The sequence below is a fragment of the Marinoscillum sp. genome (assembly GCF_040222955.1).
GTDB lineage: Bacteria > Bacteroidota > Bacteroidia > Cytophagales > Cyclobacteriaceae > Marinoscillum.
In genome coordinates this window covers 144,065-170,216 of the sequence record NZ_JAVKCA010000021.1, presented here as the reverse complement: position 1 = coordinate 170,216, position 26,152 = coordinate 144,065, and the positions used below count along the sequence as shown (strand labels likewise).

The window sequence follows — 26,152 nt, the reverse complement described above, 5'->3', positions numbered from 1 at the left end:
TATTCTTTGCAGGGTTTGGTTTTTCACCTCTAAAAAAACCTGACATATGAGCTCCTCACAAGCCAAAAAGACTGTTGCTGCTTTTGTTCTTACTTTTTCATGCATCCTCACTTACTCTCAAAGCTCCCTTGAAATGGGGAATCGGATTTTGGGAGGGGGTATATCCATCACCCTATCAGAAACAGAAACAGAAATGGATGATGATTGGGTGATGAATAGTGCATACTGGGGAAATGAATTTTCAAACCAGACCAACCATTTCTCTGTTTCACCCTATTATGGTCGTTTTTTTAAGGATTATGTCATGATAGGTATTGACATGGAACTGCGAACCGCAAACCATGATCAGCAAATACAATATAGATCCGGAAATGGTGAAGTTAATAACCGTAGCGTGAGTTTTGGTTTTGGGACTTTTCTGAAATATTATTTTCCGATTCATGGTGATTTTGGTGCTTATGTGCAGCCGGGTATGGGCTATTTGAGGACGCTTGAGAGAAATTCCCATCACAGCTTTGATACCCTGAGTGAGGAATCTTATGACCGCTGGGAGCATGAGGTCCGTACCAATGCCATTCACATGGATATGAAGATGGGCTTGTATTATTTCATCTTTGATCAGCTCACTATTGAAACCAATCTGGCTCAGGTGGTCATGAGTGCCAGCCAGGGGAAAAGGAGGGAAGAGGATCAGGAAAATGGAGAAGTATCAAAAGGGGAACAACGAAGCAGCGCACTCAATCTGAGGTGGGCCAACAAAATATCCTTTGACCAGCTTTTTACCCTTAATTACTACTTTTAAAGGGGGAAAGGGCACAAAAAAACCGGCCTGGGCCGGTTTTTTTATACTTTCTAACGAGGTAGGATTAAGCCAGTTGCTTATCCAACTTTTCGCTCAATGCAGTCTTCGGAACTGCTCCGATTTGTTTGTCTACAATCTCACCGTTTTTGAATACCAAAAGGGTAGGGATGGAGCGAATGCCAAATTTTGCAGAAATCTCAGGGTTTGAGTCTACATCTACTTTGCCAATCACGGCTTTGCCTTCATAGTCAGCAGCCAACTCTTCCACTACAGGGGCGATCATTTTACAGGGTCCGCACCATTCCGCCCAGAAATCCACAAGTACGGGTTTATCGGTATTGATTATTTCTTCGAAATTTTGATCAGTTAATTCTAATGGATGTGCCATTTTTATATCAGTTAATAAATTATAATTCAAGTTGATAACGGCAAAGATATGCTTTTTGTTGATCCACTTTTTATTTAAGTATTCATTTGTTGTCTCTCTGACAATAGGGAAAAGATCAGCTAGTCAGCACCCGGTAACTGATGTCCTCCAGTCGGTCGAGTTCCTTGATAAGATCGTCATTGATGTCCACGGATATTTTCCGGCTCATCATCTCCAGATTGATCATCCGCTCCTCAAAAGCACCCATGATATTGAGCTTGAATACGTTATTTCCCGGGTACTTTTGACCGTAGCGCTCCAGCTCTCCAATGAGCGCCGGGCTCACATCGGATAAACGCATTTGCAGTTCTATGCCTTTAGCCATGCGCTCCCTGATATCACTCAGTGGCTCCATACTGGTGATTTTGAATTCCAGGTCTGTGCCGCTCCATCTGTTTTGTACGATTCCCGTCATGTAGATGAACCAGCCTTTCTCCAGATAGGCCTTGAAGTCCAGGTAGCTGGGTGAGAACAGAAAAAACTCGTGACTGTCCGAATATCCCGTGATTTTGAAACGTCCATATGGCTTACCTTTTTTGGTGGTAAGGTGTGCCACTTCGGTGATCATTCCACCTAATTTGATCTCTTTGCCCTGGAGCTTTTCCAGGTCCACCAGGTCACTCAGTTTGGTGTTGGTGAAGTACTTCATCTCAAACTTGTACTGATCCAGTGGGTGTCCGGAGATGTAGAGGCCCACCATTTCCTGCTCTATGTTGAGCTTTTCTATTTCACCATAGGGCTCTATTTTTCCGATCCGTGGCCTCATCACCACATTGGACTCACTGCCGCCACCAAACAGAGAGGCCTGCGCACTATCTTCTTCCTGCTGAAGCTTGTTGGCGTAGCGGATGGCCTTTTCGATCAGGCTGGCACCCTCTTCATCAGGCTCCACATACTGTCTTCTGTGAAACTCATCGAAGCAGTCAAAACCACCGGCTTTGGCCAGGCTTTCAAATGATTTTTTATTGACCGCTCTGAGGTTCACCCGGGAAGCAAAATCAAAAAGATCGTTGAACGGTCCATTTTCATCTCGTTCTTCAATAATCGCCAGTACCGCAGACTCACCAGTGCCTTTGATGGCTCCAAGTCCAAAACGGATCTCGCCAGCCGCGTTTACTTCAAAGTTGAGACCTGATTCATTCACGTGTGGACCCAACACTTTGATCCCCTGATTGCGGCATTCTTCCATGAAAAAGCTCACTTTTTCAATGTTGCTCTGGTTATGCGTGAGCACTGAGGCCATGTATTCGGCCGGATAGTTGGCTTTCAGGTAGCCGGTTTGATAAGCTACCACCGAGTAGCACGTACTGTGCGATTTGTTGAAGGCGTAGGCTGCAAAAGCTTCCCAGTCTTTCCAGATCTTCTCCAACTTGTCTTCCGGGTGTCCTTTTTCTTTGGCTTGCCCGATGAACTGAGGCTTCATTTTGTCCAGTACCTGCTTTTGCTTCTTACCCATCGCTTTACGCAAAACGTCCGCCTCGCCTTTGGTGAAGCCGGCCAGTTTTTGCGAGAGTAGCATCACTTGCTCCTGATAGACCGTGATGCCGTAGGTTTCGGCCAGGTATTCCTCCATGTCCGGCACGTCATACTGAATTTTGGACCGACCATGCTTACGGTCGATGAACTCCGGAATGTACTCCATTGGTCCTGGTCGGTACAGGGCATTCATGGCGATGAGGTCTTCCAGTTTATCTGGTTTGAGTGCCCGGAGGTGCTTCTGCATTCCCGGAGACTCAAACTGGAAGGTTCCATTGGTTTCGCCCTTCTGATAGAGTTCGTAGGTTTTAGGGTCGTCCAGCGGAATTTCATCTATGTCGATGACAATGCCGTGTCGTTTTTTCACATTTTCTATTGCGGTTTTAATGATAGAAAGTGTCTTCAGACCCAAAAAGTCCATTTTCAGCATTCCGGCAGATTCTACCACGCTGTTGTCAAACTGTGTGACCAGCAGGCTGGAGTCCTTGGACTTGGCGAGTGGCACAAAGTTCGTCATATCATCAGGAGTGATGATAATACCACAGGCATGGACACCGGTGTTTCTAAGTGATCCTTCCAGAATCACCGCCTGGTTCAGTACCTGAGAGGGGAGGTCTTTGCCTCGGCGCATCCGCTCCAGCTCGGGCACCTCGCCCCATATTTTGGAGAATTTGGCCCCTGGTTTTTCAGGCACCAGCTTGGCAATGGAGTCTGTTTCAGGCAACGGAAGTTCCATAACCCTTCCGGCATCCCGGATGGCCGACTTAGGGGCCATGGTACCATAAGTAATGATCTGAGCCACCTGGGTGAAGCCATATTTTTTCACCACATAGTCGATGACTTTTTCCCGTCCTTCATTGTCAAAGTCAATATCAATATCGGGAAGTGATACCCTGTCAGGATTCAGGAAACGCTCAAACAGGAGATCGTAAGCAATGGGGTCTACATTAGTGATCCCGATGCAATAGGCCACTGCAGATCCCGCGGCAGAACCCCTGCCGGGACCCACTGCCACTCCCATTTCACGGGCTTTGCTGGTGAAATCCTGAACAATCAGAAAGTAACCGGGATAGCCGGTGTTTTCGATGGTGGCCAGCTCAAAATCCAACCTTTCCTTAATCTCCTCGGTGATTTCCTTGTAGCGTTTTTTTGCGCCAATGTAAGTAAGATGTCTCAGGTAGGCATTTTCCCCACGCTTGCCACCATCAAGGTCGTCTTCAGGGTTTTTAAATTCCTCAGGGATATCAAAGGCGGGCAGGAGCACGTCACGTTCCAGCTTGAACTCCTCCACCTTGTCGATGAGCTCCGCGATGTTTTCAATGGCCTCTGGCAGATCTGTAAATGCCGCCTTCATTTCGTCCTGACCTTTGAAGTAGTACTTTGAATTTTTCAGACCGGGACGAAACCCTCTTCCACGCCCAATGGGCGTGCTCTGCTTTTCGTTTTCTTTAATACAAATAAGTACATCGTGGGCTTTAGAGTCCTCTTCGTCCAGGTAGAAGAGCTCGTTGGCAGCGATCATCTTTACGTTGTACTTCCTGGCAAAACCTATCAGTACATCATTGAGGTGATTTTCCTCGTCCAGTCCGTGGCGGTTGATTTCCAGATAGAAATCCTCACCAAAGAGGTCCAGCCACCACTGCAACGCTTCTTCTGCCTGGTGCTCACCTACATTCAGGATCAGATGTGGGATTTCTCCGTAGAGCCCGCCACTTGTGGCGATTACCCCCTCACGATACTTTTTGATCAGTTCCTTGTCTATTCTTGGATAGAGTCCATAAAGCCCTTCTATGTAGGCATAGGAACTCAACTTCACCAGGTTCTCGTAACCTTTTTTGTTTTTGGCCATCAGAACCTGCTGAAACCGTCGGTCCGGATTGTCTTTGGTGAATTGAAGCTTTAATCGCTCTTCGGCCACAAAAAACTCACAACCCACAATGGGTTTAATGCCTGCGTTGAGTGCCGATCTCACAAATTTGAAAGCCCCGAACATGTTCCCAAGATCAGTAATGGCTACTGCTGGCATGTCAAAAGCTTTGGCTTTAGCCACAATGGACTCCACGTTGGGGGTGGCCTGAAGCACAGAAAACTGAGAGTGAACATGAAGGTGACAGAAGGGGCCTTTGATGTCTTCTACAGCTACTTCCTCATTGCTGGCCCGTCCGGTACGTTTTTCACGCGCCCAGGAAAAATTGGCTGCCTCCAGGTCTGGAGCTTCATAGGTAATTTTGGAAGGATCAGTATCATCAAATGTTTTGATGATTTTTCTTCTGAGACATTCAAAAAATGCCCTGGCTGTGGCATCCACATCGTAAGCCGCATCGTGTGCATCATCGAAAGGCTTCCCAAAAAGTTTGGTGTAAAGCTCTATAAGCTTTGGCTGCTTGAGCCTGCCACCGATACCACCCTGAAGCTGACAAAACTCCACCGTGTCTGTGGAGGTATCAATGTTCGGGTAGTCCTCCAGAAGGTTCTCCTGATCCGTCCGGAGGTATTCTGCGCCAATGATTTTATTGTCAAATTCAATGTTGTGTCCCACCAGCACTTTAGCACGCTTGACGTCTGCGGAGAATTTGTCCAGCACATCCCCAAGGTCTTCGCCCACTTCAAGTGCGCGCTCAGTGGAGATGCCGTGTACTTTTTGAGCATTGAAGGGAATGGTAAAACCTTCGGGTTTTACCACGTGGTTACCTTGAGAAACTAATTTTCCCTCTGCGTCGTGTAGCTGCCAGGCTAGTTGTACCAGTCTGGGCCAGTTGTCAAAGTCGGTAAGGGGTGCCGTTTTGTTTCTGGGAAGACCGGTGGTTTCCGTATCAAAAATTAAGTACATGAAGTGTGGTGGTTTGCTTATTGCAACAAAAAACAAAATAAGAAAATCCCACGGCCAATTGGGTCATGTACCTCGGGTATTTCTTAGCTGTGGAAAACTTGTGGATATGTTTATAGTTTTTCAGGAGCGTATTCATCCCACCCAGTTGGAGGTGCCAGGAAGGGTCATGATACAGGGATCAGACTCAGGGTTTTTCGAAGGTTATTTTTTCGATTTCCTCAGTTGAGAAATCTACATATTCATACTCAAAAGAGTAGGTTTCGGATCCCTGAAGGATGGTAAGTTGCTCGAAGATCACCGGGGTATTTTTCTTGTTCCACTTTTCGAAATGCACCTGAATAATTTCTCCCTTTTTATAGGGATTGACCTGTGAGATCCCCGCCATCAGCCGTGATTTTTTATCAAAATACAGCCGAACAGGAAGTCCCAAATGGTCACTTGCAATGAGTTGATGGCACTTTTGATCAAAGAAAGTAGTGTCTTCCAATAGACGCATTCTGAAGTATCGGCGCTCCGGTTGAAGCATGACCTCATGAAACTCATGGGCTTTCAAAACAGCGATAACGGGTTTGGAAAGTGGTCCCTGCACCACTAAGTTTTCATCGAGTCCATAACCCTCTTCTTTATCCAAAATCAGCGCATAGAAGGGGTTTGGTTTGTAGTCGTAATCCTGCTGAAAAAGCACATAGTCATCTGTGAAAGAAGAAGATGTATAGGTGGTGTAGTTGCCTTCCGGGCCCACACAATTGGATAAAGTGGACAGCGACCTGATCTCGGAGGTGTTACCCACAGTTTCCCGGTGACGGTCCAGAATCATCTGTGCGGGTTCGGAGGTCTGGCAAGCGCAGAGCAGGAGTAAGGGAATGAGTTTTTTCATTTAAAACTGAATATCATACACCTGCTTCTCGCCATTTCTATCCACAGTCACCTCGGTGGTGTCTCCGGCTTTGAAGGAAGACAATGCGCGCATATAGCTCATCATATCAGTGACAGTACTATCTCCCAGCTGGATCACCACATCGCCCTTTTCTAATCCGGCCTTTTGAGCTGGTTTATCCTCACTGATGCCGTCAATGCGCATGCCTTTTCCATCATAAAGATAATCAGGCACCACGCCTAGTGACACCGTGAAGCGGGGGCCCTGTCTGGATTCGTCTTTGGTTTTCTGAAAAGAGAGCTTTGGCTGGGTATCGAGATGAGTAATGATGTTGGTAATGTGGTTAGCAATGCGCACGATCCCTTCATAATTGATGAGTTCAGCATCATCGGTAGGTTTATGATAGTCCGCATGCTGACCGGTGAAGAAATGAAGCACGGGGATATCCTGGAGATAAAAGGAAGTATGGTCTGAGGGGCCTACGCCAGATTCCTTTTTGATTACTTTCAAGTTGACCGTATTGGTGGTGTCGATGACCTGTGACCACTCAGGAGCGGTACCAGTACCATGTATGGCCATTCCTTTTGCAGAATCTAGTCTGCCCACCATATCCATATTGATCATAAAATCAACCTTCTTTAAATCAACCGTAGGATTTTTCACAAAGAAATTGGAGCCCCAGAGTCCTTTTTCCTCTCCCGAAAAAGCAATGAAAAGGACATCTCTTTGTAGTTTCTTTTGTTGCAGCATTTCGGCGATCAAAAACATGGCAGTGATGCCGCTGGCATTGTCATCGGCACCATTGTGGACGGCAGAGTCTCCCCTGTGGAGGGATGAGAAACCGCCATAACCCAGATGATCAAAATGAGCACCTACCACGACCACTTCCTCTCCGGGATTGTCCATCAAAGCGAGGACATTTTTACCTGAGGTTCCTGCGAGGGAATCTTCAGCAGAGAACACTGCTTTTTCGTGTGGGTTTTGAGATTCTTTCACAAAAAAAGGTTGATACCACCCCTCTGTTCCTGCCGGGCTTAGGCCCAATGCTCCAAATCTTCTTGAAATGTAGGCTGCAGCCAGTGTTTCTCCTTTGGTGCCTACCTCACGACCCTCCAGAGAATCACTCGCCAGGATGGATATATCTCGTTGGGCCTGACTGAGGTAGTCGGGGGATGGCTGAGTACAGCTGTAGAGTATGAGAGGAATGAAAATGAAAAGAGGTGCCCGCATGATCATCAAGATATGTGTTAGTTTCGCGTGGACTAAGATAAACCTGATGAAACACTTATTTTACATACTTGGAATTGTTTTCGTAGCCTCCTGTCAAACCACCCCAAAAGAGGCTTCTTCTGATGGGGAAGATTATGCGGATACTTTGAGATATGCACAAGAGGTTCACCTTAAAAATGTGAGACAGCTCACGTGGGGTGGCAATAATGCCGAAGCGTACTGGTCTTTTGGCGGAGATCAATTGATCTTTCAATCTGATTTTGATGAATGGGATGTAGCCTGCGATCAGATCTTCAGGCTGGATATTGCCGATGCAAGGCCTGGGTATCAGCCTCCGATGCTGAGTACAGGACTCGGGAGGACAACCTGTGCTTATTTTCTTCCCGGAGACAGCTCTATTGTGTATGGCTCCACCCATTTGGGAGATTCCCTTTGCCCGGAAAGTCCGGTCAGGTCTGCCAGAGGCAAATATGTGTGGCCAATTTATGCTGACTATGATATTTTCACGGCAGATCTCAATGGGAATATTCTGAATCAGCTTACTCAGACAGCTGGTTACGACGCTGAGGCCACGGTATCACCAAAAGGTGATAGAATGGTGTTCACCTCCATGCGTTCGGGAGATTTGGAACTCTATACGATGGATATGGATGGGGGTAATGTAATTCAGATCACGGATGAGCTGGGCTATGATGGGGGTGCGTTTTTCTCGCCTGATGGAGAAAAGTTGATTTTCAGGGCCTCCAGACCAAAGACCGAAGAAGAAATGGCGACGTATAAAGCGCTTTTGGCGGAAGGGCTGGTACAGCCTACTGAAATGGAGCTGTTTGTATGCAATACGGATGGAAGTGACCTTAGGCAAATTACCAGCCTGGGCAATGCCAACTGGGCACCATTTTTTCACCCCTCTGGCGAGAAGGTGATTTTTTCATCTAACCACGAAGCAGAACGCGGATTTCCATTCAACTTGTACATGATTAATCTGGATGGTACAGGCCTGGAGCGTGTAACCTTTGATTCAGTTTTTGACTCATTCGCCATGTTTAGTCCGGATGGTAAGTACCTCGTGTGGGCTTCTAATCGATTCAATGGCGGGAACAGAGACACCAACCTTTTTATGGCTGAGTGGGTGGATTAAACCAGCCTTGTCAGCTTGATAATAGATGGCATAAAAAAATCCCAATGAGCTAAATAAACGCATTGGGATTTTTTTTGGTAGATCATCTGAAGGCTTACTCCAGAATGACTTTTCTTTCCACGCTGTTAAATGGACCCGGGATCAGGTTTCCATCTTTGTCTAAAAGCTCCAGCTTTACATTAACCTCTCCTTTTTCCAATCCTTCTATATAATAGGGAGCCCATTCTGTGAGGTAGTTTTCCTCCCCGTTGATGGTGGCTCTTACTTTGTTGCCCTCAGGAGAAATCTCCGTATTGAACAGGAAGAAATCCAGCATCAATTTTTCGGTATCAGCACCGCTATAGGTTCCCTTGGGACGGCTATAGAATAGATGCTGTGCAGTTTCATCAAAATTTCCCGTTGCTTCAGGTTCGCCAACGGTGATTTCTTTCAGCACATAAGCCATCCCATTTTTTACGGACTCATGATATGATCTTGATAAGAAAGCGAGGACAACGTGATTCCCTTCAGAAAGATTTTTAGTGAAAGAAGACTCATAGTGAGCAGAGTAGGGATCATTATTCAGAATAAAGTGAATGTGTTGCCCCTTTCCTGAGTTGGCGATTCCTCGGGTCTCCGCATCAGGAGTCTGAACGGCCAGCTCATAGTTGGTCACCGCAAATTCGAAGGTAACATCCCCCGTATCCAGATCGTCTGATGAAGAAATCAACTCTAAACCAGCTTCAGGATAGTCGTATGAAGGTGGGGCCTTGGTCAGTGTGTATTTCTTTGAGGGAGTGGATTCCGTGCTTTCAGCCGTTTCTGATTTTTTGGATGGTCCACATGAATACATTACAACTAAGGATAAGAAAACCGTGGTGGTTTGCAGATTCAATCTTTTCATGGTTGATTCGTTTTTTTATTTTTGGTAACATCAAAGGTACCGATAAGTTCGTGGAAACCTTGATTATTAGTCTTCTTCCAGTGCGTTCAGCTCGCCCTTTTCAGAGAGCATCACTGCAATAAACCTGAGACTCGGGATTTCTTCGAAGACCACTATCATCATCACTGTAATGGGCACACTTAGTATCATGCCCATCACACCCCAGATAGCACCCCAGATAGTCAGAGAGAGGATAACCACCAAAGAACTGATGTTGAGTGAGTTGCCCATGACCTTCGGTTCGATCACATTACCAACGATAATTTGAATGGCCCCTACAGAAATAAGGATGTAAACAAACGGAGCCAGCTCACCGAATTGCAATATGGCGAAGCATGCCGGAAACAAGGTGGCGATGAGTGAGCCAATAGTAGGAATATAGTTAAGTACAAAAATCAGGAGCGCCCAGAAAATCGGCGCATCTATGCCGAAAGCAATCAGCACAAAGTAGCTGAGTAGTCCGGTTAGCAAACTCACGAGGGTTTTCAGTGTCAGGTATCGGCTGATGTTATGATCCATTTTATTAAACAACCTGACGGTCTTGCGCTGCTGTTTGTCCGAAGGGTATAGTCGCTTAAGTTTTTCGGGAAAAATACTTTCCTCAATCAACAGAAAAAGGACATAGAGTAGGATGAGGAATGCATCACCCAATAAAGCGGTCACATAGTCAGCGAGGCTGGACGCCAGCTCCGTCAGGTCCACTTTTTCCAGATAACTATACAGATGAGAGGTTACATCCATTCCAGCCAGGGCGTTTACTTCCAGTAGGGTCTTGTCCAGGTTGGATTCGTATAACTCCAGAGAGCTCATCAGATTAGACATACTATACATTAGCAGCTCTATGATGATGAGTATGACAATGTTGATCACCATAAAAGCAATGGCACTTTGGAGCCACATCGGACAATTTCTTCTCATCCATGGAATTTGTTGGATATTCTCCCGGAGTTCATGAATAATGAACCAAACGATGAGCGCAATGATGAAAGGTACAATGTAGTCTTCCGAGTAAACAAGGATAATCACAGTGCTAACAAGCGCTAACAGGAAGTACGCGATTTTGGAGATGTCAAAGGTTTTGTGTTCGGCGGTCATGGATTTAATCGTAGATAAAAGATGATTGAAGGGTAAAAGTCAGGGTTTAGTCGAATACGCAGGTTTAACAAAGAGATAACATAGATCAAGTAAAATATATTGAAAATATTACATCTCAGGTGTATTGAGGTCGAGTATACATAAAGTAATCATAAAAAAAGAAGTCGTTTCTTTAATTTTTATTAATCGAAAAATCGGCAATTACCCGAAAATGGGTATAGATAAGTCCTTTTATTTTTCTTAAGTTTACTTCGGTTAATTAAAATAGCCGCTGTAAATATTATTCACCTAACCAATATGTTTATGAAAAAACTACTAATGGTTTTAACGGCAATTCTCATTTCCGGGAGTTTCCTCTATGCGCAGGATGATCTTGATGATGCATCGGCGGGAGGGACTTTCGATCCTGGGGATTTGCTAATCGAAATCACGGGGACGCCCTTTTCGGGTAGCTCTCTTTTGGATTTTGGATCTTTCCGGGCACGATATGCTGTGACAGATGTCATAGTTCCCCGGTTGGGATTCGGAATGACCCTCAACACAACTCAAACAACCCCCGACGTGGTGACTAACCTCAATGAATTTGAGGTACGACCAGGTTGTGAGTATCACCTGAGAGTAGACGGTTCATTCAGATCCTATGCAGCACTGGATGTGATTCTTGGAGGGCGGGTAGCCAGCCGTGAGTCTACAACCGGTTCAACTGTGAGTGGAAGCACTCAGATTCCATCAGGTACGAACTATTCCTTTAGTGATGCTTATAGAGGTCATTTCAGGTATGGTGTGTCTGTAGGCGCGGGTGCTGAGTATCATTTATCTTCTAAGTTCTATATCGGTGCTGAAATTGGCTTCCAGTTTTACAACGATAAGAAAAACGAAGTTTTAGTGGATGGCGAGGTATATCAGGAAACTGTTACCAATAGCCATGCAAGTGTGAATACACAAAACACGATCAGGATAGGATTTAAATTATTCTAATTAAAATCACCGTAAACATGAAAAAAACATTAACGAAATTATTTAGGCACAACCTAAAGGCATTGATGCTGGTCATGATGACGAGCTTTTTTGCGTTTAGTGCCACGGGGCAAGGAACGACGGTCAATTCAAGTACCGATGGCCCGTATTATCCCTATCAGGGATTTGGTGCGGATTATGAAGCCGCGGGTTTTCCTGCAGGTACAACTTATTATTTGTACGTGGATATCAACGGTAATAATATGGTAGACAATGAGGATGTAGTATTGGCGCAAAGCACCGATGCTATTGACTCAATAGGAGGTATGCTTCCTAATTCATTAACCGATGATTCATGGGATATAGAGATCGCAGGAACAAACGGTGAAGATTTACCTTCTCCAGATGCGCTGAGTTCAGATAATTTGGCACCTGGTGATTTTATCACTCAAAATGGAACAAGCGGTTCTTTGGTTTTCGATCAGGATGGCCCCAGAAATGCCATCACTGCAATGATTGATCTGGATTACGACTTTGTCTATTTTGGGGTTTATGTGGATGCAGATACTATTTCTGCCCCCAATGAAATCGTCTTTTCATATAGCATGGATGGTGGCGACAACTATGTAGATCTTGAGGACATCGGCGGACTCGCTTCTTTAGCAGATACCGCAGGTTACTTCTACTATCAGTTGCCTCAGGCTGCTCTTACAGATACTACTATTTTAAGAATTAGTCAAAATTCAAGCGGTACATTGGTAGGTGATCTGCAGGCGTTTCAAATCTCAGGGTTGGATGTATATATATCTGATACTGAGTCTATCCAATTTGGAAATGATAACGTGGACAATATATATGTAGATTCACCAACCTTCAGTTTTGACAACATAGTAGAAGCGGATACTGTAGGTGAGGATTTCGGTACAGATTATGAGGCGTTTGGCTTCACGACTGGCGCCACCTTCTATATGTACACCACTCAGAATTTGATTTTTATTGATGATGAAGATTACCCTATCCTTAATGGTAAGATCTATGACATGAGCACCGCAGCCAGCGGTACTTTTGAGGGAACATTTCCTTTGGAAGAAGCAGATAATTACCAGGTGCGCGTAGCTGGAGTTTATGGAAATCTGGAGACTCCATTCGTTGAGTTTGAGGATGATGAGGTCACTGTATTAGGATCAGGTGATGATGGGTTTGACTTTTATTTTGATCAGAATGGAGTAAGAAGTCTTCGTACCAACGCGGTAGACCTATCCGCAGAGACGGTGGGCGTTCTTTATATCGATTTTGATGAAGACGGCTCGAGCTACCTCGAAGAGGATGAAATGCTGAGAATTCAGTACAGCATCAATAACGGATCTACTTGGGTGAACATAGACTCTATATACGATGAGACCCCTGACGGTCTTTACAACTTTGACATCCCGGCAGCAGCATTCACTAGTGCAGTCCAGTTTAGAGTCAGACAGGTATCTATAGATAACGGTGAAGGTAATAACTGGGAGGTTGACGAAATATATATTCAGCAGTTTGAGGTGGCCGCCGATGAGGAGGTTGATTACTTTGAGCTTAATAACTGGGCATTGGTCCTCAATGATGTCCTTAATGATGAAGGTGGCTCTATTGGTAATTATGGCACTTTGAATCCGGGAGATTCCATTACACTCGAATTGCAGGCGTACGGATTCGATCCGGCAGATTCAGCATTTGTAGTTTATTTTGATGGAGATGAAACTGATGGTAAATACCTTCTGGATGGTCAGGAAGTGACCGTAGAGGATGATATGATTACCATTGCCGGATTTGTGCCTAAGGACATAGAGTACAATGATGATGACGGTTTGGAATTGATCGTTAGAATGTATGATGCGGGCGCCTCAGAAGTGTCTTTCGGAAGTGAATATGATTTGTATTACTATCTTGGTAACGATGATTTCGACGAAGAGGATTTCACACTTGTAGGTGGAGCATATGACGGAAGTGACATTGAGTTCGAAGCAGCGGGGGATCGATCATTCACTACCCCAGCTATTGCGGTGTCCTCTCTGGATGGACTTACTCTTGATTTTTATCTGGAGCGCTTGAATAATGTTAGAAGTTCTGCAGGTACAGAAGTGGTCTTCGAATACTCTACGGATGGCTCTACATATACCATCATTGAAACATACAGTTTGAATGAGTTTGGTACGGATGGTGAAACTTATGAGTTTTATGGAACGGATCTGCCTGCAGGTATAGTCAGTGCATCTACTTCATTTAGATGGAGACAGTTGAGCAATAGCGGCTCAGGATTGGATACCTGGTACTTGTACGAACCAACGATCGAATGGGACAACAATATTGTTGATCTGGATTATCTGGATTATCCGGATAATTATGATGAGGAAGTATATATGTATATCAACACGCCTTCACTGAGTATCGGGGAGGTAGTAGATGGCGGCGCTGACCTTTACCCTGGTACTGAATTTACTGTCGATTTTGAGATCGAAGGTGGTGAGTTCCCTGATGGAACAGAGGTTACTTTGTATCTGTATCGTGAAGGCTTCCCAATTATTCTTGACACTCAGGATGCAGCTGCTACGGGTACATTTACAGCGGAAGTACCATCTATTATTCCCGATGTTTATACCCTATGGGCCAGCACAAGCTACGGCGATGTGGACACAGGCGAAGGCGGTTCTTTACTGGCTGTGATCGGTGTACAGATCAATGAAGTTGACATCACCTCAGCTGATGCTGTGCAGGATGGTGAAGATGAAGTGATCTACCCTGGCGCTACGGTTGATATTTCCTACAATGTGGTAGGAGCTATCAGTAGTGAGGTGACTGCAACGCTGTTGGTCTGGGATAACGATGAGGAGGAGTATGTGGTGCTGATCAGTGGCGAAGATGCTGACGGTACCATCTCTGCTGAGTTGCCTTTGGGGATCAACTATGGCGGAGATAACAATGTGGAATTCCAGCTTCAGTTAGTCAATGGAAACCTTGAAAGTGTAGTTGAAGTATTCGCATCGGATGAGTGGGACGATTACTATGACGATTATGATGGAATCACTGATGATTATGGTTCCTATGCACGATTCAATGAATACTTAAATTACACCGAGTCATATTTCATAACCAATTCCTGGGACCTTTCTGAATTACATAGTGCCAGCATTCTATTTAATTTTGAAGTATCTGATTACCATAGTGGCGATGTCCCTGTATTAGTTCAATACACTCTTGATGAGGGTGAGACCTGGGTGACGATCGCTGAACAACTGTTGGATAGTGATGCTTATGAGAATGGTCTTCTTGATGAGTTTACTGAAATCCCTGAAGAGGCTATGACAGAGGAGACTCAGTTTCGTTGGATCTTCAATGAAGGTGGTGAATTCAATGAATATTATGCCGCAATTGATTTCTATGGATTCGAACTTCGGGCTATTGAACTTGAGCCTATTTCTGAGGCAGAGTTTGACCTGAACGACTTTGATATTTATATGATTCCTCTTACCATCAGCATGGCCAACCTCGAAGAGGCTGAGTACCAGTTGGGTGAGGAGTTCTCGGTTACCTACAATGCAGATGGTCCATTCGCTTCGAATGTTACTTACGCGGTGGTTTTGAGCCAGGAGACGTATACTTTGGTACCGAGTGAAGGAATTTCTGAATCGGATGAGTACGTTGTACTCGGTGAAGCAGATGCAAGCGGAATTCAAAACCTAACGGTTAATTTCCCTTCTTATATCTTCGGTGATCCGGAAGAGTCATATGAGATTAGCATTGAGCCTTACATTAAGGCCTTTGATGATGACGTCTTCAGACCGTTTGCTTTTGAGACCGATTTGGATCCTGCAGAGGATTTCGAATTCGAAGGTGGTTATATACTGGAGATCGACGATCAGTACATGGAATTCAAAGAAGTGGGGGAACGCTATGCCTTGACTAGGGCTCTTGATTTAACTGCAACGGATACCGCGACACTTGAATTTTCATTTGAGTATTTCGGTTCTGAGCCTTCCACCAATTTGAGCTTGCCAATATTGCAGGTGTCTATAGATGGTGGCGCGACATTTGAAACAATAGATGTTGAGGGATCTGATTTTGCTCCTTTAGGTTACCTTTATTGGTCAGATGATTATTATGTAGGTATTCCTTCCGAGTACTTGACTGAAGCTACTCATTTCAGATGGTATCAGGCCTTGAATAGAGGGTACGATCAAAATAAGTGGAAAGTAGGTTCTATCTCTATCACTGAGGGAACTGGCAATGCCCTTTCCAGCAGCCTTTACGATAGAGGACCCTTCAACCCACAGACTGTTTATGCTTTAATTCCTGATTTGGATGATTTCGTATGGGAGCAATCCGATCCGAATGATGCGGTATTTAATGGTGGAAACTTTGAGTACCTATGGACAATCGATTCTACTGTATTGGAGTCAACTACTTTTCCTGAAGGCACTGAGTTTATTTTCACCCTTTCTGGTGTAACTGATCCATCCACAGATGAAGATCTCGTTATTGCTACTACAAGTGAATACGGTGTGGGTGAGGCAACTATCCCTTACTATGTAGAGAATGACAACTACAGTGTAGAAGTGACTGCCTATGTGATGATTGATGATGAGCCATACTACTTCTTCGAAGAAGAGGGGGTAGGATCTCTTGACATCTTCAATAGAGCCATTCAGTTAACTTCCGATGCGGATCAGGGTACGATCCTCTATGCAGGAAGCACGGTAACCTTCGGTATTGAAGTGGAAAATGAGACTTCTGCGCTCGATACTGAAAACCTGTATGCCAACCTGATTTGGGATGGCTGGTTGCTTACTTCTCAGCAGGGTCTTGGTGATATCACCATTGATCTTCCATCCTTTATCTCAGGGGACAATGTCACTTTCGAAATTGAGGTTACAGAAGGTGGCCCACTTGGTGAAGATTTGACTGAGTTGGAGGATAATGAGCTGGACGATTTGGAAGAAGATGAAGATAACTTCATCAACAAGTCTTATGTTAGTTTTGGGCACGGGATTAGTTTCAATGATGTCAATGGTTTGAGGGTATTAACCACTAGAGACTTTGTTGAAGGTGAGTTGGAAAATACCACGTTATTGTCATTTGACCTTAACTTCAGTTTTGATGAGTTACTTGAAGTTCAGAACCTGATTTTTGAGTATTCTATTGATGGTGGAGCTACCTACACCACCTTGGAAACATTCGCTGACAACAGTGAGGATGAAGAGGGGCCTGGGTACAATGATACCTTTAACTATGTGGTTTCAGACGAGATGAAGGAAAATACAACTCGTTTCAGATGGAGACAAGATGAAAGCGAAGGAGATATCAATATTGATAATATCAGTTTGAACTATGCTGAAGCACTTCCTTTTGACTATGCGAGCGCTTCTCTTAAAATTAAGAAGCAGGCTTTGATCATCACATCGGTTGATCAGACTGAATCATGCTATGATGGTGATATCACTATCAATTATGAAATCAGAGGTCGTTTCGGTGCTGACAACATGGTGTATGTCGCTTGGAATGATGAAAGTGATACAGTTACCCTTGAGGGATTTGAGTTCGCGATCACCGAGGGCACTGGTAGTGTTGTAGTGCAGGTGGCAGGTGATTTGATTGATGACGATCAGTTTGATGCTTCGGCTAAAAACAACATGGACTTTGCTTTCTGGTTACAGGCAGGAGATTCTACCTATTATGATGACCTGGAGCAGGGCTTTGAGGTTTGGAGTGTGGTGTCAGAGGATGTTGAAGTTGTAGCTCCTATCACTAAGAATGGTGATCTTGGATTCTCGACCAGCGATGTGACTGAATGTGAAGCTACGAATGGGGCATTTGCCACTATTAGTAAGCCTCAGAATTACTTCTTGTATGAGATCATCAATACTGCTGATGGCACTGTGATGGGCTCATTGGAGTATGATCCTGATGAAGGAAATGCCGAAGTGGAGTTGGGTGTGCTTACAGCGGATGTTAATGTGCAGTTGAGAGTGACTTCTAGAACGTCTACCGGAACTACCTGTAATGTCTATACTTTCGATGGTGATAAAGATGTAAAGGTTCTGCCTAACTACTCACTCTTTAGGGATAGATACACTACAACTGGAACAATAGAGGTTGCCACTGGTGAGACTAAGACAATCTGTGAGGGTGACCTGAATACAATTGGTCTGAGTCTACGCAGAGGTGATGGAAGCTCATTGAATGCCAATGACGCCAGCGTAGAATGGTTTAGAGACAATTTTGACAATTCTGTAAAAGCGACTGGTACTTACTTCGGAGATACTGATGGAGAGATCACTGTATCCGGTTCATATTTTGCCAGAATCACCGACGGTGACTGTTCTTATCTTACCGAGTCTTTAGTAGTGACGGTTCTTGAGCAGGCTGAGCAGCCTGAAATCACGATCGTAAGTAATGACCTGAGTTGTGGAGAAGGTACCGCTGTACTGTCTGCACCTGAGGGATATGCTTATTATAAGTGGAGCAATGGTATGACTTCTCAAATGATTACTTTGGAAGAAGGTGGATCCTTCTCTGTTCAGGTATCTAATTACCCGTTTGGAACAGAAGGTTCTTGCGGGAGCCCGGCTTCTGAGACAGTAGTTATTGAAGTAGGACAGTTTGTGGAAATCATGTCAGACTATGAGCATGACATTGAAGTAACCGCCTGTGGTTCGTGGGAGTTCGAAGTGTATGCAGATGGCGATTTCGATGGTGTTCTTACCTTGTACAAGGATGGAGCTGAGTATGAGAAACTGGATAGTGATGATGATGATCATACTTTCGAGATCACTGAAAGTGGTGTGTACTATGCTACCTGGAGTTCTTGGGAGATAGATAACACCTGTACATCTATGACTTCCGAGATCACAGTGACCATTAACGAGGAAATCGAGGAAACTCCTGTAATCACCGCTTCTGGTGACATCAGCTTCTGCGAAGGTGGATCTGTTACTTTGTCTGCCCCGGCGGGTTATCCATTCTACAGATGGTTCAATGATGGTACAGTAGTAGGTAGTGGTGAGACACTTGAAGTTGCTGAGGATGGTGAATATGAAGTGAGGGTTTCAAATGTGGCATTCGGAAACGGATGTGGATCCCCCTATTCAGAAGTCGTTGAAGTGACTGTTTATGAAGAGCAGGATCTGATGATTGGTTATGTCAATAACAATAGCGCAAGCTATCAGTACGAAGAAGGTGACGAAATCGAAGTTTGTTCTTCTGATAACTTCACACTTTGGGTGAATAATGAGACTACTTCGGGTGCTACTTATACCTGGTACAGAGACGGGGTTGCCATTCCTAATGCCAACTCTACTTCCAGAAAGGTAACGGCCTCTGGTACTTTCTACGCGGAAGTGACTTATGGTGTGGACGACTTGGAGCTAGCGGCTCCTTGTGTATACACTACCCCTTCTGTAGTGGTGAACTTCAATCAGAAGCCGGCTGCTGTGAGAATTGCAGAGCCAGCGAATGTTGATTTCTGTGCAGGTGAGATTAATCTTACACTTACAGCAGATGCTGGTGCAGCCTTCTACAACTGGTATCATAACGGATCTCTTATGTTCGATGAGCCTAGTACTTCTAACACATTGATGATCAATGATGGTGGTACTTACTCTGTGACTGTTGAGAATGGTGATATCGGATGTGAGAGTGCCCGATCAAACATCATCACGATTGATGAGCGTGCCAAAGCCAATCCGAATATCACTGTTTACACTGATGGATCTGATTGCGCTACAGGAGATGTGACCGTAATCCTGAGCAGTACCAATTCATCTACTGTTTATCAACTGATCAACAGAGAGACGGGTGCCGATATCGGATCGCCGGTTGTAGGTAGTTCGGGTACCAATGTGTACACTACACTTTCAGGATTGACTGAACCTGTAGCACTGCTCGTTGAAGCGAGTTACTCAGATGGTTCTGGATGTTCGGATGTATCTTCTGCTGCCAGAGGAACAGCTACTCCTAATGGAGTAATCCTTGTCCTTGATGGTACGGAGATCACTGCAGAAGTGTCGGCAACAGGTAGTTACGAATTGTCATGGTATCGCAACGGCACCTTGATGAGAAATGCTACTGGCAATACCATCAATGTCGTGGATGCAGCTACTTATTCTGTAGAAGTGACATTTGACGATGGTTGTACGGTTACTTCCAGTACTGTGGATGTTGGTGCCGGTGCACCTGCTGCAGGACGTACTGCAAGCAATGGTCGAATTGTAGCTAATACCTTCCCTAACCCTTCTACTGACTTTGTGAATGTGGAAGTACCAGGCGAGCACTTTGGAGTATATCAGGTTCAGATAATGACCCTTTCTGGTCAGGTAGTGATCTCAGGTGAGTTCACTAAGGAGCAGGAGAGTTATGTAGAGCGAATCGATATTTCCAATCTCGAAAAGGGTATTTACAACATGATGGTTGTGAAAGGAAAACAAGTTGAAAACATTCGAATCGTTAAACAATAAGAATCATGAATAGACTATTAAATTATATAATCATTGCAGGAATGGCCATATTGGCCATCTCCTGCGCTGATCCAGAGGATCCAACCCCGACTCAAATGTCGTACGGAACCTGGACGGTTAGCGAAGTTTATGTGAATGATCAGACGAATCCAAGCAACATTATCAGCAGGTTCACTTTAGAGCGTGATGGTAGTTATGTCTTGGAGGATAACAACGGATTTGCGTCTGTTGGAACGTGGGTAGCTACAGATGTAGCGCTTACACTGACTGGCTCAGATGGTACTGTGACTGATTTTGCAATTGTTTTTCAGAATTACGTGAAAATGCAATTGTTGCAGACCATTGAAAGCCCTTCGGCTGGTACTATTGAAATCAGATATCTGATGAATAAGAGTAGCAGTACGACATATTAGTCCTAAGAATTATTATGTTTTTTTCAAAAAAGGCCGATGGAGCGATCCATCGGTCTTTTTTTATTTATGAGTCTAATAGAGATCAGAGATGCTATTCCTGCTTGACATTGAGAAATCAGGCTTTCAGGAAATTGCGCAGTACATAATTGAGGATGCCACCATGTTTGTAGTACTCCACATCCACACCAGAGTCCAACCTAAGTTTGGCTTTGAATTTTACCACATCGCCTTCCGGGTTTGATGCGGTGATGTCTACAACCTTTCCAGGGGTGAGATCTGTGGAAATCCCTACGATATCAAAGGTTTCATCTCCCTGAAGGCCCAGTGTATGTTGTGTTTCACCCTCCATGAACTGAAGTGGAAGAACGCCCATCCCAACCAGATTGGATCGGTGGATGCGCTCATAGCTTTCGGTAATGACCGCCTTTACCCCCAGTAGGGTAGTCCCTTTTGCTGCCCAGTCCCTGGATGATCCTGAACCATATTCCTTTCCTCCGATTACAATCAGCGGAGTGTTCGCTTCCTGATATTTCATGGCTGCATCAAATACGGTCATTTCCTCACCTGTGGGGTAATACATGGTCCAACCTCCTTCCTTGCTGGCGAGTTTGTTTTTGATACGCACATTGGCAAAGGTGCCACGCATCATGACCTCATGATTTCCTCTTCGTGAGCCGTATGAATTGAAGTCCTTCGGTAAGACGTCATGTTCCGTCAGGTAGATGCCAGCCGCGTGCTCTGGGAGGAATTTACCAGCGGGTGAGATGTGATCTGTGGTGACCATGTCGCCCAGTTGCAGTAAGACCCTTGCACCAGTGATGTTTTGTGGTGAGGGTGGCTCTTCTGAGATGTTCTTGAAGAAAGGAGCTTCCTGTATGTATGTGGATTTTTCGTCCCAATCGTATATATTGCCCTCTGGGGCTTTCAGTTTCATCCAGGCTTCATCGCCATCGAAGATGGTTTCGTACGTTTTTTTGTAGTCTTCGGGTGTCACCACCACATCCATGATTTCATTGATCTCTTGCTGAGAAGGCCAGATGTCTCGCAGATAGACATCCTCCCCGTTCGGATCTGTACCCAGGGGTTCATTGTTCATGTCAAAATCCATCCGTCCGGCAATGGCATAAGCCACCACCAGCATTGGTGATGCCAGGAAGTTCATTTTGATATTGGGGTGAATCCGTGCTTCGAAATTTCGATTTCCGGAAAGGGCTGAGCACACCACCAGATCATGCTCGATGACAGCCTGCTGCACCTGGGGAATCATATCTCCCGAGTTGCCAATACAGGTGGTGCATCCGTAACCCACCGTATGAAATTTTAACCCTTCCAGATATGGCAGGAGCTGTGCTTTGGTGAGGTAGTCGGTGACCACCCGTGATCCAGGTGCCAGGGATGTTTTTACCCAGGGTTTTACGTTTAAGCCTCGTTCAACGGCTTTTTTGGCCACTAAACCTGCACCTATCATCACACTGGGGTTGGAAGTGTTGGTACAAGACGTGATGGCCGCGATTACCACGGCTCCATCTGACAGGTTATAGCTGATGTCATCTTTTTTCATAGGGATGCTACGAATCCCGGATGACAGGGTGACTGGTTCGGCGGTAGTGCCTCCTTCATTGGCCCAGTTGCCAGAGCGCTCCATCACGGGGATATAGGTACGACTATGTGATTCTTTGAGCAGATCAATGATCTGCGTTTTCGCATTTTTTAATAAGATTTTGTCCTGAGGCCTTTTCGGACCCGATATGGTGGGTTCCACAGTACCAAGATCCAGTTCGATCTGATCGGTGTATTGGATGGTGTCCTCAGGTTTTCTCCAGAGCATGTTTTCCTGGGCGTAGGCTTTTACCATATGCACATGTGCCTGGGAGCGGTTGGTCTTCAGCATGTAGGCCAGTGTCTGGTCATCAATGGGCCAGTGTGTATCAGTACAGCCAAACTCGGGGGACATGTTGCTGATAGTGCCTCGGTCAGGTACGGTCAGCTGTTCCAGCCCAGGACCGAAAACCTCTACGATTTTGCCAACGACACCATAATCTCTTAGCAACCGGGTGACGGTGAGTACCAGGTCTGTGGAGGTCGCACCTTCACGCATTTTACCCGTCAGTTTCAGTCCGATCACCTGAGGTAAAATCATATAGATAGGCTGACCGAGCATGGCAGCTTCTGCTTCGATACCGCCAACTCCCCATCCCAGTACACCGATACCGTTGACCATCGGAGTATGGGAGTCGGTGCCCACCAGGGTGTCAGGAAAGAGGTATCCATCCCGCTCGATGACTCCTTTGGCCAGGTATTCCAGATTGACCTGATGGCAAATGCCCATCCCCGGAGGAACCACCCCAAAGTTGGCGAATGCTTTTTGCGCCCATTTCAGAAGCTTGTATCGCTCATCGTTGCGCTCGTATTCCAGGTCTACATTCTTTCTGTAAGAGTTTTGGGTCCCAAAGTACTCCACCATCACCGAGTGATCAATGACCATATCTGCCGGCACTACCGGATTGGTTTTTTGCGTGTCTTTTCCTTTTCGTGCCACTTCTGAGCGAATGGATGCTATATCTACCACGGCCGGGACTCCCGTAAAGTCCTGCATCAGTACCCTGGCAGGTGTGTAGGGAATATCATCCTTACCTGCAGTTTTTTGCCACCCCAGCAGAGATTCCAGGTGTGATTCCGTAATGGCAAAGTTGTCGTAGTTTCTAATGGCATTTTCCAGCAAAATCCGAATGGCATATGGAAGTGATTTTACCTCACTTCTTTTCTGTGAGAGGGCTTTCAGAGAATAGTATTTATGCTTACCAAGGGGTGTGGAGAGCTCTCGTTCAATTCCAAAAAAATCTTGAGACATGGTAGTAGAATTTTAAAGTTGGTTCAAGTCAAATCTTCATAAAAGTGCACGGAGCGTGGAAGCCCCTGCATGATATTAACACTGTTCAAATCAATCTGTTACACGAAATGCAAAATATGTCTACAATGGATGAAATAGATTAAACGAATTGAGCCAAACATTTTAAAAGTTAAATAACTTTGGCTCTATAAAAATTTAAGCAATAAAATCATCATCCTATGGCATTTGATATAGAAATGATCAAAAAGGTCTATGCAAGTATAGGCGAGCGTGTAAATAAGGCAAAAGAAGTAACCGGTAAGCCACTCACACTGGCTGAGAAGATTCTGTATAGCCACTTGTACGAGGGTAATCCTTCTGAATCTTTTAAGCGGGGAGAATCTTACGTCGACTTTGCACCAGATCGAATCGCTTGCCAGGATGCGACCGCTCAGATGGCCTTGCTTCAGTTTATGCAGGCCGGAAAGAGTAAAGTGGCGGTTCCTACTACCGTACATTGTGATCACCTGATACAGGCGAAGATTGGTGCGGCTTCTGATCTTCAGAGTGCACTCAACAGCAGTAACGAGGTGTTTAACTTTCTGGAATCTGTATCAAATAAATACGGAATTGGTTTCTGGAAGCCGGGTGCTGGTATCATCCATCAGGTGGTGTTAGAAAACTATGCGTTTCCGGGGGGAATGATGATCGGTACCGATTCACACACGGTGAATGCAGGAGGCCTGGGTATGGTCGCTGTTGGTGTAGGCGGAGCTGATGCTGTAGATGTGATGGCCGGAATGGCCTGGGAGTTGAAGTTCCCAAAATTGATTGGGGTGAAGTTGACAGGAAAGCTCAATGGATGGGCTTCTCCTAAAGATGTGATTTTGAAGGTGGCAGGTATCCTGACCGTAAAAGGCGGTACTGGTGCTATAGTAGAATATTTTGGTGATGGAGCTAAAAGTATGTCGTGTACTGGCAAGGGCACCATTTGCAACATGGGTGCGGAGATTGGAGCGACGACTTCCACTTTTGGATATGATGAGTCCATGGAGCGCTACCTCAGAGCTACTGGCAGAAGCGAAGTAGCTGATCTGGCCAATGGGGTGAAGGAGCATTTGACGGGGGATGATGAAGTATATGCTCATCCTGAAAAATATTTTGATCAGGTGATCGAGATCAACCTGTCTGAATTGGAGCCACATGTAAATGGTCCATTTACGCCTGATTTGGCGACTCCTATTTCAGAAATGGCCGCCAAGGCTGCGAAAAATGACTGGCCTACGAAAGTAGAATGGGGACTGATCGGCTCATGTACCAATTCTTCTTACGAAGACATTTCCCGGGCTGCATCTATTGCTGAGCAGGCTTTGGCCAAGGGACTGAAGCCGGCTGCCGAGTTTGGAATCAATCCTGGTTCGGAGCAAGTGAGGTTTACCGTGGAGCGGGATGGCTTCCTCAATACATTTGAAAAACTGGGCACAAAGATATTCACCAATGCCTGTGGACCTTGTATCGGCCAGTGGGATCGTGCCGGAGCGGACAAGAAAGAGAAAAACACAATCGTCCATTCGTTCAACAGAAACTTTTCCAAAAGAGCGGACGGTAACCCCAATACGCATGCTTTTGTGACCTCACCAGAGATGGTGGCAGCTATTGCCATTTCGGGTAATCTGGGTTTTAACCCAATAACAGATACCCTGACTAACGACAAAGGAGAGCAGGTGAAGCTTGACCCGCCTACGGGTTGGGAATTGCCAGAAAAAGGATTTGATGTAGAAGATCCGGGTTACCTGGCACCTGCGGAGGATGGTTCGGGTGTTGAAATAAAGGTGAGCCCTGATTCCAAGCGACTGCAATTATTGGAGCCATTTGCTCCCTGGGATGGCAAGAACATCACAGGAGCAAAACTTTTGATCAAAGCAAAAGGAAAATGTACAACTGATCACATTTCTATGGCCGGTCCATGGTTGAGGTTCAGAGGACACCTGGATAACATCGCCAACAATACCCTGACGGGTGCAGTGAATGCATTCAATGATGAGACAGATAAAGTGAAGAGTCAGTTGGATGGTACGTACGCAGGTGTGCCGGACACACAGAGAGCCTATAAGGCAGCGGGTGTACCAACCATCGTGGTGGGTGATCATAACTACGGAGAGGGCTCGTCCAGAGAGCATGCGGCTATGCAGCCAAGGCACCTGGGTGTGAAAGCAGTACTAGTGAAGTCTTTTGCCCGTATTCATGAGACCAACCTGAAAAAACAGGGAATGCTGGCGTTGACCTTCGCCAACGAGGCTGATTATGATAAGATTCAGGAGGCTGATACTTTTGATTTTGTGGACCTGACTGAGTTTGCTCCTGGCAAGCCATTGACCATCGTAGCGAAGCACGAGGATGGATCTTCGGATTCCATCAAGGTCAATCATACTTACAATGCTGGCCAAATAGGTTGGTTCAAAGCAGGGTCGGCACTAAACCTGATCAAGTTGCAAAACAACGCCTGAGTTTATCTTGGGGTTAACTATACAAAAGAGGCTGTTTCGAAAGGGGCAGCCTTTTTGCTTTAGGTGGATCGAGTTTAGATTATCAGATAAATGACTTGTAAGGATTGTTGATTGGTTTTTGATTGATCTACTTTTGCCCCACTTAAGAAATACACTTCT

13 protein-coding genes are annotated in these 26,152 nt (G+C 45.3%); 6 read left to right on the top strand and 7 right to left on the bottom strand.

The window, feature by feature from the left end:
* Positions 1 to 46: 46 nt before the first annotated feature.
* Positions 47 to 802 (top strand): hypothetical protein, encoded by a 756-nt coding sequence (locus RIH33_RS18440; protein WP_406652773.1) that lies wholly within the window; start codon positions 47 to 49, stop codon positions 800 to 802.
* Positions 803 to 866: 64 nt separating this feature from the next.
* Here the strand turns inward: RIH33_RS18440 and trxA are convergent, their stop codons facing one another.
* The 4 genes from trxA to RIH33_RS18420 form a co-directional block, all read right to left on the bottom strand.
* Positions 867 to 1,190 carry a thioredoxin gene (gene trxA / locus RIH33_RS18435; protein WP_159581329.1) on the bottom strand — a complete coding sequence of 108 codons (324 nt, stop codon included), beginning with the start codon at positions 1,188 to 1,190 and terminating at the stop codon, positions 867 to 869.
* A 115-nt stretch (positions 1,191 to 1,305) separates the two neighbouring features.
* Positions 1,306 to 5,535, bottom strand: a complete 4,230-nt coding sequence (dnaE, locus tag RIH33_RS18430) for a DNA polymerase III subunit alpha (protein WP_406652772.1) — start codon at positions 5,533 to 5,535, stop codon at positions 1,306 to 1,308.
* A 184-nt stretch (positions 5,536 to 5,719) separates the two neighbouring features.
* Positions 5,720 to 6,412 (bottom strand): hypothetical protein, encoded by a 693-nt coding sequence (locus tag RIH33_RS18425; RefSeq protein WP_406652771.1) that lies wholly within the window; start codon positions 6,410 to 6,412, stop codon positions 5,720 to 5,722.
* Entirely contained in the window at positions 6,413 to 7,642 is a 1,230-nt protein-coding gene (locus RIH33_RS18420) for a M20/M25/M40 family metallo-hydrolase (RefSeq protein WP_406652769.1), read from the bottom strand.
* Between the two features lie 46 nt (positions 7,643 to 7,688).
* Here RIH33_RS18420 and RIH33_RS18415 point away from each other — a divergent pair, with 46 nt between their 5' ends.
* Positions 7,689 to 8,780, top strand: coding sequence for a TolB family protein (locus RIH33_RS18415; RefSeq protein ID WP_406652767.1), 1,092 nt, complete (start codon positions 7,689 to 7,691; stop codon positions 8,778 to 8,780).
* 94 nt (positions 8,781 to 8,874) lie between these two features.
* Here RIH33_RS18415 and RIH33_RS18410 read toward each other — a convergent pair whose 3' ends face one another.
* Both RIH33_RS18410 and RIH33_RS18405 read right to left on the bottom strand, forming a co-directional pair.
* Positions 8,875 to 9,663: a phosphopeptide-binding protein gene (locus RIH33_RS18410; protein ID WP_406652765.1), complete on the bottom strand. Its 789-nt coding sequence runs from the start codon at positions 9,661 to 9,663 to the stop codon at positions 8,875 to 8,877.
* A 66-nt stretch (positions 9,664 to 9,729) separates the two neighbouring features.
* A complete protein-coding gene (locus RIH33_RS18405; RefSeq protein WP_406652764.1) occupies positions 9,730 to 10,797 on the bottom strand; it encodes an AI-2E family transporter in 1,068 nt (355 codons plus the stop codon).
* Positions 10,798 to 11,100: 303 nt separating this feature from the next.
* Here RIH33_RS18405 and RIH33_RS18400 point away from each other — a divergent pair, with 303 nt between their 5' ends.
* The 3 genes from RIH33_RS18400 to RIH33_RS18390 are packed head-to-tail and all read left to right on the top strand — an operon-like array spanning position 11,101 to position 20,656.
* Positions 11,101 to 11,775 (top strand): hypothetical protein, encoded by a 675-nt coding sequence (locus RIH33_RS18400; protein WP_406652763.1) that lies wholly within the window; start codon positions 11,101 to 11,103, stop codon positions 11,773 to 11,775.
* Between the two features lie 17 nt (positions 11,776 to 11,792).
* Entirely contained in the window at positions 11,793 to 20,243 is an 8,451-nt protein-coding gene (locus tag RIH33_RS18395) for a T9SS type A sorting domain-containing protein (RefSeq protein ID WP_406652762.1), read from the top strand.
* A gap of 5 nt (positions 20,244 to 20,248) precedes the next feature.
* Positions 20,249 to 20,656 carry a hypothetical protein gene (locus tag RIH33_RS18390; RefSeq protein WP_406652761.1) on the top strand — a complete coding sequence of 136 codons (408 nt, stop codon included), beginning with the start codon at positions 20,249 to 20,251 and terminating at the stop codon, positions 20,654 to 20,656.
* A gap of 115 nt (positions 20,657 to 20,771) precedes the next feature.
* Here the strand turns inward: RIH33_RS18390 and acnA are convergent, their stop codons facing one another.
* Positions 20,772 to 23,507 (bottom strand): aconitate hydratase AcnA, encoded by a 2,736-nt coding sequence (gene acnA / locus RIH33_RS18385; RefSeq protein ID WP_406652759.1) that lies wholly within the window; start codon positions 23,505 to 23,507, stop codon positions 20,772 to 20,774.
* 218 nt (positions 23,508 to 23,725) lie between these two features.
* On the opposite strand from acnA, the gene RIH33_RS18380 reads away from it, so the two are divergent.
* Positions 23,726 to 25,993 carry an aconitate hydratase gene (locus RIH33_RS18380; RefSeq protein ID WP_406652757.1) on the top strand — a complete coding sequence of 756 codons (2,268 nt, stop codon included), beginning with the start codon at positions 23,726 to 23,728 and terminating at the stop codon, positions 25,991 to 25,993.
* Positions 25,994 to 26,152: the final 159 nt, after the last annotated feature.